Genomic DNA, 13,009 nt, shown 5'->3' with positions numbered 1-13,009 from the left:
CGGCCCGCCGGCCGGGCCACCCGACCCCCAGGATTCGTGCCCTACCACTCGCGTCCGTTCCGTACCACCGGTTCCACGAGTTCCGGTGAACCAGGCGGACCGGACCCCTCCAGGCGCTACCCTTTGTGACTGCCCGGCGACTCTCCGCCCGCGGCCCTGTTGCGCACATCCGCACACCTGCACGCCGCGGTGCCGGTACGAAGGAAGAGGCAATGACGGACCGGCCCCCCACCGCAGCACCGATGCTCGGCACGACCGTGCCCGCCGACGCCGGAGCACCCGGCTACTACCCCGACCCCTCGGTACCCGGCTTCGTCCGCTACTGGGCCGGCCACGCCTGGGTCCCCGGCACCAGCCGGGCCGCCCCCGCTCCCGGCGAACAGCTCCAGCCCCCGCGCTTCGTCGCCCGCTACATCGGCCCGCCGCCCTACACCGTCCCGCCCGGCCTCGTCCCCGCCGCGCCCACCGGCCCGCTGATCGAGACCGGCCCGATCTACCTCGACGAGACCGGCGCGCACACCGCCTTCAACATGCCCGCCCACCCCGACCCGGTCGAGCCGCCGCCCGCCGCCGTCGAGCTCCGGCCGCAGAGCGTCGCACCGGGCGAGCCCTGGGCTGTCACCGGCAACGGGCTCCAGCCCGCCGCCGAGTCCTGGGCCACCGCCGCCGCGCTGCGGCTGGGGCCGGTGTCGGTGCCGGAGCCGGCGGCGGTGGCACCGCGGCGCGCCGGAGCGGGGCGGGAGGCCGCTCGGGAGGTGCGGGAGGTGCGGGCCGAGGTCCGGCAGCCGGAGCCGGTGGTCGAGGAACCGGTGGTCGAGGAGGAGATCGCGCCGCGGCCCGCCCAGCCGCTCGGGGGGACGCCCTGGCACGGGGGTGGCGGTGGCGGTGGCGGCGGTTCGGTCGGGATGTCGGCGGGGCCTGCGTCGCTGTACGAGCCGCGGCCGGAGTACGAGCGGGCGGCGCCGTACGAGCCGCTGCGGGGGCAGAGCGCGGAGGAGGCGCGGGTCGACGGGGCTGCCGCCGGTTCGGGGTGGCGGGCGGATCCGTGGGCGCAGCGCGGGCTGATGGAGACCGGGGCGGCGCCGCGTCGGGTGTCCTGGGGCGTCGACGCGCCGTCCGCCGAGGCCCCGGCCGACGTGCCGTCGCCGGTGGAGCGGGCTGTCGCGCCGTCGCCGGTGGAGCGGGCCGCCGCGCCGTCGCCGGTGGATCGGGCCGTGCGGGAGCAGCGGCCGGCGCACGTCACCAGCGAGCGGGTGCGGCCGCCGCGCGAGGGTGCGGCTCGGCCGGAGCCCCGGGTCGCGTCGACGGCCGAGCGGGTGCGCGCCGGCAGTGGCACCGGCAGCGGCGCCGGCAGCGGTGAGAAGCGGCGGGCGGCCGTGCAGGCGCCCGTTCCGGCCGGGCTCGCGGCGCGGGCGTTCGGGTGGCTGGTGGACGGTGCGGCGACCCTCGTGGTCGGGGCGGCCGTCGCGGTGCCGATGGCGGCCACGGTCTCGGCGCACGTCCGGAGGAAGATCGAACAGGCCCAGCACGCCGCCCAGTTGACCGGTCGGCAGCACCAGGTGTGGCTGCTGGACCAGACGGTGCTCGGCCGGCTGGGCGTGGTGCTCGGGGTGCTGGTGCTGTTCGCGCTGCTGTACCAGGTGCTGCCGGTCGCGCGGACCGGCCAGACCTTCGGCAAGCGGCTGGCCCGGATCCGGGTGGTCGCCGTGGGCGGCACCCGTCCGCCGGGCTTCGGGCGTTCGCTGCTGCGCTGGCTGGTGGGCGGGCTCGGCGCCCTCGTGCTGGTGGGCCTGGTCGCGCCGCTGCTGGACCGTCCGGCCCGGCGCGGCTGGCACGACCGGGTGGCCCGGACCCGGGTGGTGCGGGTGGCGCGGCGCTGACGCAGCGGTGCTGATGGGTCGTCGCCTTGACGGTGCGTCGGAGCGGCGGTCCTGTTCGCCTGCGGTGCCGGGCACCGTCGAATGCCTCTGAAACGAAATGAAACATCGCAAATATCCCAACATCGTAGTAATCGCGGTGTTCTACTCGTCGCATGAGCACCCACGACGACCCCTCGGGGACCGAGCCGGAGGAGGGCGGCAAGCCTTCCTTCGACAAGCAGCCGCCGTCGGCGGGCAGCCCGTACGACACGCCGCCCGGCTACGGTGGCCAGTACGGTGCGCCGCCCGGATCGGGCTCCCCCTACGACAACCGGCCGCCCGGCTACGGCCCCCCGCCCGGCCAGACCCCGCCCCCCGGCGGCCCGTACGGCTCGCCCTACGGCACGCCCGGCCCCGGACCGGTCCCCGGGATGCCCGCGCTCGGCGGCTGGGGCGCGCGGATCGTCGCCCGCCTGGTCGACTGGCTGATGGTGGAGGCGCTCGCCGTCCTGGTGCTGCTGCCGTTCGCCAACTTCGCCAACCAGGACGGCTGGGTCGGCTCGGCCTGGCTCAGCTACATCTTCTACCTGATCTACGAGGGCCTGATGCTCAGCCGGGACGGCCAGACCCTCGGCAAGAAGCTGATGAAGATCCGCGTCGCGATGCTCGCCGACGGCTCGCCCCCGAACACCGGTGCCGCCTGGACCCGCGCCGCTGTCTTCGTCGTCCCCGCCATGCTCTGCTGCGGCGCCCTCTGGTGGCCCGTCGACGGCCTGTTCGGCGTCTTCGACCGGCCCTACCGCCAGTGCATCCACGACAAGGCGGCCAAGACGGTGGTGGTCTCCACCGCCTGACGGTCTCTCGGAGGACGATTCCGGTTGGGCCCCGGGCCCGCGGCAGCCATCGACCTGCCGCGGGCCCGGGAGTCGTTCGGTACCCGGGAGTTGTTCGGTGCCCGGGAGCTGTTCGGTGCGGGCGTGTCCGTCAGTGGGACTTCAGTGGGACTGGTGGGCGTACTCGGGTCGGCGGGCGGTCTGCGGGGCGGCCTTCGGGGCCGTCGGTACCCGGGGGCGGGTGGTGAGCAGGACGGCGGACAGCGTCCCGAGTGCGACCGCGAACGCCACCAGCACCGCGACCCGCCACACCCCCGTCTCCCCGGACACGGCCAGCAGGGCCACCGCGGCGGCCGTCGCGATCAGGGCGCCGAGCCCCACCTGGACCGGGCCCGGGCGGGCGACGGGGGATCGGGTGGTGCCGGGCGGCGGGGCAGTGGGGCGCGTCATGGCGATCAACCCTTCGCGCGGGCAGGGAGGCGGGGTCGGGCTCCGGTTCGGACTCCTCGGCGTTGAGCAGTAAGTTCAGCCTAACGCGCGGGAGTTGAGCTGATCGGGGGCACAGGGGGCGCACGGGCTCACGCCGGCGCTCCGTGTCGGCCGTCCCCGCCCTCGGTCCCGCGCCCCATCCCGTCCTCCGTCCGCGTCGGGCTTTCGCGAGCGATAGCGTGCACACGGACAACGCCGGGGCGGGTGGCCCGCCCCGCGCCCCTGTTCCCGACCCGCCCGGAGCCCCCGTGACCGTCCCCACCGACTGGCCCACCACCGCGGAAGCCGCCCGCGCCGAACAGGAACGCCTGCGCCCCCTGGTCGTCCCCGAGGGCCCCGAACCCGCGCGCCGCCCCGGCACCCTGATCGCCGGCGTCGACGTCGCCTACGACGACGAACGCGACGTGGTCGCCGCCGCGGCCGTCCTGCTCGACTACACGACCCTCGACGTCGTCGAACAGGTCACCGCCGTCGGCCGGGTGGCCTTCCCCTACCTCCCCGGACTGCTTGCCTTCCGCGAACTCCCCGCCGTCCTCGACGCGTTGTCCCGGCTCACCCGGACCCCCGACCTGATCGTCTGCGACGGCTACGGCCTTGCCCACCCCCGCCGCCTCGGCCTCGCCAGCCACCTCGGCGTCCACACCGGCCTGCCCACCCTCGGGATCGCCAAGACCCCCTTCACCTTCACCCACCAGCCGCCCGGCGACCACCGCGGCGAATGGTCCCCGCTCCTCGAGGGCCCCGAGACGGTCGGCCGCGCGGTCCGCACCCGGCAGGGCGTCAAGCCCGTCTTCGTCTCCGTCGGCCACCGCATCGGTCTACCCGAGGCCACCGCCGTCACCCTCGCGCTCACCCCCTCCTACCGCCTCCCCGAAACCACCCGCCGAGCCGACTCCCTCTGCCGCCAGGCCCTCGCCGCCACCGTCCCCACCCCCTGACCCCACCTTCGGTCACCAGGGGGGCGTTTTGACGGACCGTTCCATGTGTTAGACATATGGACTGGAGCCAACTTTTTCCATCAGGCCCCAGGCGGTCGAGCGGGCAGTCCAGCGGGCAGCAGGTACGGGGGAGGTACGAGTTACATGAGCACAGGCGGCAAGGGCTACCAGGTAGAGGTGGACAGCCTGCGCGCATTCGCGTCGCAAGTCCGAGGACTGCTCAAGGAGTTCGAAGACGGCGCGGGTGGCGCGAAGGTCCACGGCCAGACGGGGCTGGCGCCTACGGCGTTCGGCAGTTTCCCGGAGGCCGAGGCGTTGCATGCCAAGTACGGCGAGATGCGGGACAACCTGAAGAGGGTCCTCGATCTCATCCAGCAGGCGATCGACGAAGCGCAGCAGAATGCGGACCGGACTGCGACCAACTACGAGGAGCAGGAGCACGACGCCAGCAACCACCTGAAGCTGGCGAGTGACGGCTGGTCCACGGCGGTTCCCAATCCTGCGACCTCGACTCGGCGCACCACAGCAGCCGCTCCGCAGGCCGCGTCGCCGGTCGGGAACGTGTCACCGGCGGGCAGCGGAGAGCCGAGGCCGCAGTGGTGATCGTCGGAGACACAACGAAACTGGGTGACCGCCGAGGCGCTGTTCGACGTGAGGGGAGCCGATCGTGACCGAGATGACCAACTTCACCGCCTACAGCCATGGTCAGATGCGCACCATGGTCCAGTCGATGGACTCCGGCGCGGTCATGGCTGCCGCCGACCCCTGGCGTCGCGCCACCAGCACCCTGAAGCAGATCCGTACGGCGCTGAACACCGCGGCTGCTGACACCAGTGACTCCTGGCAGGGTGACACCAGCAACGCGTTCTACTCGCGGATGACTGAGCTTGCCAACTCCGTCAACAACGTCGCGGCCTATTCGAACGATGCGGCCAACGCGCTGGAGATGATGTCCGAGGCCATCGACAAGGCCAAGCGTGACATGCCCGAGGAGCCCGGATTCTGGGACAAGGTGGGCGATGCGGTCAGCGACACCGCCCAGCAGACGGTCGGCATCGACAACGAAGACACTCGCACTGCCGTCGCGGACTCGCGGAAGCAGGAAGCGGTTACGGTGATGCAGACGCTGGCGGCCAGCTACCGTGCCACCACCAGCTACCTGAAGCCGCCGCCCCCGCGCCTTGAGGACTCCAAGGACTTGACGCCGCCGGACAACGGTGGTGCCTCCGCCCTCGGGGCTCTGATCATGGGTGTCGGTGCCGGTCTTTCCGGGCCGAACGGTGCTGGCGCGACGGGCTCGTCCGGGTCGCGTGTTTCCGGTCAGAAGTCGGTCAACAGCCGTACGCCCCAGGCCCCGAAGCTGCAGCCTGTCGTGGTGCGTCCGACCGACGCGGGTATTTCCGGTGGAACGGCCAACCCTGTTCCGCAGCCCAAGGGCCCGGGCACGGGCATTGACGGGACGCCGGGTGGGAACGGCGGTGTCCGCGGGGGCACCGGGACGATCGGTGGCACCGGCGGAGCCGGCGGGGTGCACGGCCCGTCCGGTGGTGGGCTCGGGACGACCGGCGGAGCCAGCGGCGGCCTTGGCGTCGGCGGTGGCGCGGGCGGCCTGCTCGGTGGTGGGTCCGGAATCGGCACCAGCCGTGTCGGCTTCACCGGCAACAGCGCCTCCAAGGCCGGCACCTTCGGTTCCGGTGGCCTTGGCGGCAGCAGTGGCCCGGGTGGCGGTGCCGGTACCGGCGGCATGGGGGCTCGCGCGGGTGGCGGCCTGGGCAGCGGCGGTGCGGGTGGCGGAACCGGCATCGGCGCGCGCTCCGGTGGCAACCTGGCCGGTAAGGCCGGCGGTGTGATCGGTGAGACGACCCACGCCAACGCCGGTGGACGGGCGTTCACTGAAGGCGGGTCCGGCATCGGGCGCAACCGCTTCGGCCAGGGCGGTGCCGGTGGCCAGGCCGGTGGCCCGGGTCAGGGCGGTGCCGGGCAGGGGGGCGGCATGGGCGGTCACGGCCAGGCCGGCAAGAAGGACAAGAAGCGCGGCAAGGACCGTCCGGACTACCTCGTCGAAGATGAGGAAACCTGGGCATCGGGCGATCAGGTCAACCCGAACGTGGTGGAATGACGTTCGGTCAGTAGAACTGTCGAACACGACCGGCCGTCCCGCAGATCCGATGGTCTGCGGGGCGGCCGCTTCAACGAGTGGGGTGACGAGGCTTGACGACCAGCCGATCCGTGCGCGGTCTGGCCGCGTTTGCTGCGGGAGCCCTGGTTTGGGGTGTCAGCACCGGGCCTGCGGCGGCGGACACCATTCGCGACGGGCAGTGGGCGCTGAAGAACTACAGCGCGGCTGAGAAGGTTTGGCCGATCAGCGAGGGCAATGGGGTGACTGTCGCCGTCCTCGATACGGGCGTCGCGGACCATCCCGACCTGAGCGGTCAGGTCCTGTCCGGGACTGACTTCATGAGTCCTGGCGGGAATGGGCGTAGTGACACCGATGGTCACGGAACCGCGATGGCCAGTGTCATTGCCGGGCATGGGCACGGCGACAATGCGGGGATCATGGGCCTGGCGCCCAAGGCCAAGATCCTTCCCGTGAAGATTCACGTCGGTGATGGGATCAATGTCCCGGCCGGTAGCGAGAAGGAGTTCGGGGAAGCGATTCGCTACGCAGTCGACCACAACGCGAAGGTCATCAACATGTCCTTCGGCGGCGGCACCAAGTTCGATGAGGGCTACCAGGACGCAATCAACTATGCGATCGAGAAGGATGTCGTCCTCGTCGCCAGCTCCGGAAACACCGCGGACCTGAAGATTCCCTGGCCGGCGGCGTTCCCTGGCGTGGTCGTGGTAACGGCAGTTGAGGAGAGTGGAGGCCTCTGGCCGAATTCATCCACGGGGCCCGAAGTGACGCTTGCGGCTCCTGGCGATAACATCTATCACGCAAATCAGAAGCAGGGCTACAACACGGGCAGTGGCACGTCCGATGCTGCAGCATATGTCTCTGCGACTGCGGCGCTGGTGCGGGCGAAGTACCCCAATCTGTCGGCGGGGCAGGTCATCAACCGGATGATCAAGAGCGCGGTGAAGGTCAACGGCAAGGGGACATTCCCGAACAACCAGTACGGCTACGGAATCGTGTCGCCGTCCGCCTCGCTGGCCGCCAACCCGGCGGTCGACAACGGGCCGAAGGACAACCCGCTGCTTCACCGTGCAGGCGCGGACGGAGGCTCGTCCGCCAAGCCCTCCGGCGCGGCGTCCGACCCGGCGAAGACGCCGGCCGCCGGTGGTGACTCGACCGGGGCTCAGGCGAGCAGTGACTCCAAGAGCGGCAGCGGGATGCTGATTGCGGTCGGCGGCGGTGTCGTCGGTCTGATCGTCATCGTGGTGATCGTGCTGCTGGTCCGGCGTTCCAAGGGTGGCAATGGTGGCGGGCCCGGCGGGCCTGGCGGGCCTGGTGGGGGGCCGGGGTACGGGTATCCGCCGGCGCAGCAGCCCGGGGGGTACGGTCAGCCGCAGTATCCGCCGCAGCAGGGGCAGGGGTACCCGCCGCAGCAGGCGCCGTATCCGCCGCAGCAGCCGCCGGGTGGGGGGAATCCGTACCAGCGGTGAGGGTGGGTTGTTGTTGATGGCCTCCTGGGGATTGGCTCTGCCGGTCCTCGGGGGGCCGTTCGGCGTTCGGGGCAGGGGAGGCGATGGGTGTGACGGGGTGTTACGCGTGTGGGCGGGAGGCCGGGTTCGAGGGGCTGCCGTTGTACGAGCGGATCGCGGTGGACGAGTACTGGCGGGTGGTGCATGCGGTGGACTGTGCGCTGCCGGGGTGGTTGGTGTTGTTGCCGCGGCGGCATGTGGAGTCGATGGCGGATTTGAGTGGGGCCGAGGCAGCGGCGCTGGGTGGGTGGTTGGTGCGGTTGGCGCGGGCGGTGGAGGTGGTGACGGGGTGCGAGAAGGCGTATGTGGCGCAGTTCGGGGAGGCGGAAGGGTTTCGGCACGTGCACTTCCATGTGGTGCCGCGTGGGCGGGAGTTGGCGGTGGAGTTGCGCGGGCCGCGGGTGTTCGGGTTGTTGCGGGCGGGTGAGTGGGCGGTGTCGGAGGAGGAGATGAACGAGATCGGGGGGAAGGTCGCTGCCGCGCTCGGCGAGGTGCGCTGAGGCTGGCGGGATCTCGACGGCCGGTGGCGGTGGCGCCGCTGGCGGGGTGGGGGGTGAGGGGACGATGCTGGGGCGCATGATGATCCCTGACACCAAGGACTGGACGTGGGTGCTGGAGCGCCCCTGCGCGGATTGCGGGCTGGACACGCCTGCCGTGGGGTTCGAGCAGGTCCCGGGCATGATCCGGGAGAACGCGGCGGCCTGGACGGGGCTGCTGGCGGGTGATCCGGCGGCGTTGCGGGAGCGGCCGCGGCCCGAGGTGTGGTCGGTGCTCGAGTACGCGTGCCACGTGCGGGACGTGTTCCGGCTGTTCGACGTCCGGTTGAAGCTGATGCTGGCCGAGGACGGCCCGCTGTTCGCCAACTGGGACCAGGACGCGACCGCCGTCGAGGAGCGCTACGGCGAGCAGGACCCGGCCGCGGTGTCCGTGGAACTCGCGGCCGGCGCCGAGCAGTTGGCGCGTTCGTTCGAGGCGGTGACGGACGCCGAGCGGGGCCGCACCGGACTGCGCAGCGACGGCGCGCGGTTCACGGTGGAGTCCTTCGCCCGGTACCTGATCCACGACCCGGTGCACCACCGCTACGACGTCACCGGGGCGCGGCACCAGGCGAGTTGAGGGCGGGGTCGTCGGCCGTCAGGGTCCATGCGGGCAGGCCGTGCGGCACGGACTCGGCGAGGACGGCGGTGGGCCCGGCGCCGAGGCGGGCGGTGAGCAGGTAGCGGTGGGCGGGGCCGACCCGGCGGGGTTCCAGGGCGAGGTGGACGAACGGGGCGGACGGGCCGGAGGCGGCCGCGAGGCGGTCCAACTCGCCCTCCACGGAACGCCATTCCTCGGCGGGAACGTACTGGCGCATGATCGAGTGCCAGACCACGGTGAGCGTCCCGTCGGCGACCCGGACGTCGCGCAGGAACTCGGCCGCGCCGATCGGTGCGACCGGGGCGGGGAGCCGGTCGGCGAGGGCGAGGGCGCCGTTCAGGCGTTCCAGGCGCGGGAGTTGGTCGGCCCACAGGTAGGCGCGCAGGGCGAGGGCGCCGTCGGCGGAACGCGGGTCGATCGGCGTCGGGTCGCAGCCGCGCCGTTCCACCACCTGCTGGAGCGGCGCGTCCCGCAGCCAGGCGGGCGGCTCGCCCCGCCAGGCGTCGGTGAGCACCACGGGCGAGTCCGGCGGGCCGTACAAGAACCCGGGGGAGGCGCAACGGAACTGCTCCGCAAGGAGGTTGAGGCCCGCGCTGGAGCCGAGCTCGTGCAGCCGGACGGGCAGCGGGGCGGCCGGGCCGAGTTGCTGCTGGGCCCAGGCGAGGCCGGTGAGCAGCAGGTTGGCGCGGCCGACCTCGTTGGTCTGCGGCGGGCGGGTGAGCCACTCGCGGATCCACGGCAGGTGGTCGGCGACGGCGGCGCGGAACGCCGGCCAGGGGGCGTCGGGGGCGGCGGGGTCGAAGGCGCCGCCGGCGCTCGGGTAGTGGGCGGCCAGGGCGGGCGCCCGGCCGGAGATCACCAGGGCGTGGACGGCGCCGAGCAGGCGCAGCGCGATCGCCGACGGCCCGGGGGCGTCCTCGTGGCCGGCGATCGCCGCAGCGCAGGGGCCGCCTGCGGCCAGGTCCTCGGCGGCGCGCCGCAGCAGGGCGGCGGACAGCGGTGAGCCGAGCTCCGCGCAGGCCTCGGCCTGGTGCCGGAACATGGCCACGGCGTGTGCGATGGACATTCGGAAACTCCTCCGCCGCAGGGTGATCAGGACGCCATCCTTCGCCGCCGACCGACCCGGCCGGTAGCCGCCCCGGCGGTGATCTCGATCACGGGCGGCACCGGTGCGACCGGCGCTCACCACCCGGGAGACCGCGTACGGAGTCGCACGCGGGCGACAGGATCACCCCGGGGCGCGCGGCAACCACCACGCGCCCGGTGCCGCTGCACGCCCGCCGCCGGCGCACGCCGATCCGGCGCGGATCACCGGTCGGTGGCGCGCTGCCGGTGGGTCTGCCGGAGCCGGCTGGTGATCCTGGCGGTGTCGACGCCCACCACGTCGGCGATCTCGGGCGTGGCCAGGCCGACCACGTAGTGCAGGATCGCCAGGTCCTCCTCGGCGTCGACGTCCGGACGCAGCTCCTCCGCACCGGCCAGCGCGTGCTGCGCGGTGACGGTGTCGCGCAGGATCTGCCAGGCCGCGGCGGCCGGGTTGGGGCTCTCCAGCACGGCGGGCCAGACCTCGGCCAGCTCGCACAGGGCGAGCCGGACCACCTGGTCGGCGGCGGCGGGCTCCTGGAACCAGACCCGGGCGTAGCTGCGGTACCGCGGCTCGTGCAGCTCGCAGAACGCCGCGAACTCGACCGAGACGCGGGGAAGTTCGGTGGACCGATCAGCGAATGCCGAGCCTGCGGCCGGGATATGACGATCGGTCACATCAGCTGCCTCTCGATCTGGGTCCGGACGGGGAGCGTCAGCGCTCACTCTAGGCCCTCGGGCGGGTGCTGTGGGTGACAAGTCTGCTGAGATGCCCGGGGGCGGAGCCACTTCCGGGCGTCGCTCGACGACCCGTCGGCAACCGCCGCCGGCCGTGCCCAGTTGCGAGCGCATCGCACCTGGTCAAGGGCGGTAGATCGGCAGTGGCTGCAAGGCAGTTGGTGTGCCACCGTAGGCCTCATGGGTGAACGCGGACACGGCAACGGGGCTCACCTTCACGGGCGAAACCCGGACCACGGGCATGACCACCATCACACATCGGACCGACAGCACCGCCATGAACACGCACACCGCCACCCGCACGTGGACGGCGGCCACCACCCGGACCACCACGACCCGGCGACCCCCCGCCGGCCCGGGCGCGCACAGGAGCACGAACGGGCGCACGAAGCCGGACACGCACACGAACACCGGCACGAACACCGGCGCGAACACCGGCGCGGGCGCGGGCACGAAAGCGGCCACGACCACGACCACGACCACGACCACGAGCACCGGCACCGCCTCGGGCACCGACTGGCCCACCTGCTGCGCCCGCACTCGCACGACGCCGCCGACCGGGTCGACGCGGCGCTGGAGTCCTCCGCCGAGGGCCTGCGCGCGCTGTGGGTCTCGCTGCTGGTGCTCGGCCTGACGGCGACCGTGCATGCGGTGATCGCGGTGCTGTCGGGTTCGGTCGCGCTGCTCGGCGACACCGTGCACAACGCCGCCGACGCGCTGACCGCCGTGCCGCTGGCCGTCGCCTTCCTGCTCGGCCGGCGGGCCGCGAACCGCAGCTTCACCTACGGGTACGGGCGGGCGGAGGACCTGGCGGGCGTCGCGGTGGTGCTGGCGGTGGCGGCGTCCTCGCTGGTGGCGGGCTGGACGGCGGTGGACCGGCTGCTGCACCCGCAGCCGGTGGCGCACCTGTGGGCGGTGGCGGGCGCGGCCGTCGTGGGGTGCGTCGGCAACGAGTGGGTGGCCCGGCACCGGATCGCGACCGGGCGGCGGATCGGTTCGGCGGCGCTGGTCGCGGACGGCCTGCACGCCCGTACCGACGGGCTGACCTCGCTGGCGGTGCTGCTCGGCGCGGCCGGCGGCGCGCTGGGCTGGCGGCTCGCGGACCCGCTGGTCGGGCTGCTGATCACGGCGGCGATCCTGCTGGTGCTGCGCGGCACGGTGCGCGAGGTGGGCCGACGGCTGATGGACGCCGTCGACCCGGCCCTGGTGGACGTGGCGGAACGGGAACTGGCCGCCGTGGACGGGGTGCGCGGGGTGGGCGCGGTGCGGATGCGCTGGATCGGGCACGCGCTGCGGGCCGAGGCCGAGGTGGTGGTGGACCGCACCCTGACGGTGGTGGCCGGCCGTCAGGTGGCGGCGGCCGCCGAGCGGGCGCTGATCCGCGCCGTCCCCCGGCTGCTGGCGGCCACCGTCCGCATCGACCACGCGCCGGCCGAGGTCTGAACCACTCGGCCGACGGAACCCCGGCGCACCCCGAATCGGGCCCGTCTGCGGCGCCCGAGGTCTGACGTACCGTCAAAAACCGCCCCAGGGAGCCCGGAAGGGCTCCCTGGCGACCTTTCGGGGCGGTCAGCGAACCTCGGGGCCACCCGCCTCCCGAACGGGCCGCAGAACGCCCCTGGAGCCCTCGCCCCGCAGTTCGCCCCGCACCTCGCTCTGCACATCGCCCCGCGCCTCGGCCTGCAGGGACTCCTGCGGGGACCCCGGTCCGGCCCCCTGCGCGGAGGGCCGTCCGGAGACCTGCGCGGCCGCCTGCGCCGCGGCCTCGGCCGCCGCCGTCTCGGCGGCCCGCGCGGCGGCGGCCACGCTGTCGGGCTCGCGCCGTGACTGCTCGGGAATGCCGGCGGTGCGGCGGATCCGGCCGGTCTCCTCGGCGGCCTCGCGGGCGGCCAGGTAGGCCTGCACGGCGGCGATCCCGTACACCGGCTGGATCAGCTGGTGACCTTTGAAGAACGGCCGCGCGGGGGCGAACCCGGCGGCCGTGACCAGCTCGCGGATCTCGGTTATCTCCTCTTCGCTGCGCGCCGTGAAACGGACTTCCCAGCCCTTCTTGTACGCACGTCCGTCCTCTCCGCCACGCCGGGCGGGATCGGGTTGGCGGACGTAGCCGGGCAGGCGGCCGAGGCGCAGTCTGGCAGCGCGCTGGGCGGATGACTCGTCGCGGGACATGTGCCTGATGGTAGGCAATTCGCAACGCCCGCCGACGCCGCGCGTGGTGCCGCTGCGTGTGGAATCGGTCACGTTCGGTCAGATCCCGCAGGTCGGCAGCCCGGGTCGGACAGGATCG

The 13,009-nt window shown here is 73.2% G+C and carries 13 protein-coding genes; 9 read left to right on the top strand and 4 right to left on the bottom strand.

Going from position 1 to position 13,009, the window contains the following annotated elements; genetic code table 11:
- The first annotated feature begins 212 nt into the window (after nucleotides 1–212).
- Entirely contained in the window at nucleotides 213–1,880 is a 1,668-nt protein-coding gene (locus tag ACFV4P_RS26545) for an RDD family protein (protein ID WP_380475184.1), read from the top strand.
- Between the two features lie 152 nt (nucleotides 1,881–2,032).
- Entirely contained in the window at nucleotides 2,033–2,713 is a 681-nt protein-coding gene (locus ACFV4P_RS26540; RefSeq protein WP_380475182.1) for an RDD family protein, read from the top strand.
- Nucleotides 2,714–2,854: 141 nt separating this feature from the next.
- Here ACFV4P_RS26540 and ACFV4P_RS26535 read toward each other — a convergent pair whose 3' ends face one another.
- Nucleotides 2,855–3,142, bottom strand: coding sequence for a hypothetical protein (locus ACFV4P_RS26535; RefSeq protein ID WP_380475180.1), 288 nt, complete (start codon nucleotides 3,140–3,142; stop codon nucleotides 2,855–2,857).
- A gap of 287 nt (nucleotides 3,143–3,429) precedes the next feature.
- On the opposite strand from ACFV4P_RS26535, the gene ACFV4P_RS26530 reads away from it, so the two are divergent.
- From ACFV4P_RS26530 to ACFV4P_RS26505, 6 genes are all read left to right on the top strand, one after another.
- The gene (locus ACFV4P_RS26530; RefSeq protein ID WP_380475178.1) at nucleotides 3,430–4,119 is read left to right on the top strand and encodes an endonuclease V; all 690 of its coding nucleotides are present in this window, start codon (nucleotides 3,430–3,432) and stop codon (nucleotides 4,117–4,119) included.
- Between the two features lie 144 nt (nucleotides 4,120–4,263).
- Nucleotides 4,264–4,722, top strand: coding sequence for a hypothetical protein (locus ACFV4P_RS26525; protein ID WP_143200367.1), 459 nt, complete (start codon nucleotides 4,264–4,266; stop codon nucleotides 4,720–4,722).
- 64 nt (nucleotides 4,723–4,786) lie between these two features.
- The gene (locus ACFV4P_RS26520) at nucleotides 4,787–6,238 is read left to right on the top strand and encodes a WXG100 family type VII secretion target (protein WP_380475176.1); all 1,452 of its coding nucleotides are present in this window, start codon (nucleotides 4,787–4,789) and stop codon (nucleotides 6,236–6,238) included.
- A gap of 92 nt (nucleotides 6,239–6,330) precedes the next feature.
- Nucleotides 6,331–7,725, top strand: coding sequence for a S8 family serine peptidase (locus tag ACFV4P_RS26515; protein ID WP_380475174.1), 1,395 nt, complete (start codon nucleotides 6,331–6,333; stop codon nucleotides 7,723–7,725).
- 140 nt (nucleotides 7,726–7,865) lie between these two features.
- Nucleotides 7,866–8,264, top strand: coding sequence for an HIT family protein (locus ACFV4P_RS26510; protein WP_380475172.1), 399 nt, complete (start codon nucleotides 7,866–7,868; stop codon nucleotides 8,262–8,264).
- A gap of 76 nt (nucleotides 8,265–8,340) precedes the next feature.
- Nucleotides 8,341–8,880 (top strand): DinB family protein, encoded by a 540-nt coding sequence (locus ACFV4P_RS26505; RefSeq protein WP_380475170.1) that lies wholly within the window; start codon nucleotides 8,341–8,343, stop codon nucleotides 8,878–8,880.
- Here ACFV4P_RS26505 and ACFV4P_RS26500 read toward each other — a convergent pair.
- Complete coding sequence (locus ACFV4P_RS26500; RefSeq protein WP_380475168.1) at nucleotides 8,852–9,967, bottom strand: DUF2332 domain-containing protein; 1,116 nt, start codon at nucleotides 9,965–9,967, stop codon at nucleotides 8,852–8,854. The genes ACFV4P_RS26505 and ACFV4P_RS26500 overlap by 29 nt on opposite strands.
- Nucleotides 9,968–10,209: 242 nt before the next feature.
- Entirely contained in the window at nucleotides 10,210–10,662 is a 453-nt protein-coding gene (locus ACFV4P_RS26495) for a hypothetical protein (RefSeq protein ID WP_380475166.1), read from the bottom strand.
- Nucleotides 10,663–11,025: 363 nt separating this feature from the next.
- On the opposite strand from ACFV4P_RS26495, the gene ACFV4P_RS26490 reads away from it, so the two are divergent.
- Nucleotides 11,026–12,165 (top strand): cation diffusion facilitator family transporter, encoded by a 1,140-nt coding sequence (locus tag ACFV4P_RS26490; RefSeq protein WP_380475164.1) that lies wholly within the window; start codon nucleotides 11,026–11,028, stop codon nucleotides 12,163–12,165.
- A gap of 126 nt (nucleotides 12,166–12,291) precedes the next feature.
- Here the strand turns inward: ACFV4P_RS26490 and ACFV4P_RS26485 are convergent, their stop codons facing one another.
- Nucleotides 12,292–12,891, bottom strand: coding sequence for a hypothetical protein (locus ACFV4P_RS26485; protein WP_380475162.1), 600 nt, complete (start codon nucleotides 12,889–12,891; stop codon nucleotides 12,292–12,294).
- Nucleotides 12,892–13,009 lie beyond the last annotated feature (118 nt).

Origin of the sequence: Kitasatospora sp. NPDC059795 (assembly GCF_042732175.1) — a bacterium.
Classification (GTDB): domain Bacteria; phylum Actinomycetota; class Actinomycetes; order Streptomycetales; family Streptomycetaceae; genus Kitasatospora.
The sequence above is the reverse complement of the archived record's forward strand: the minus strand, read 5'-3'. Positions and strand labels throughout refer to the sequence as shown.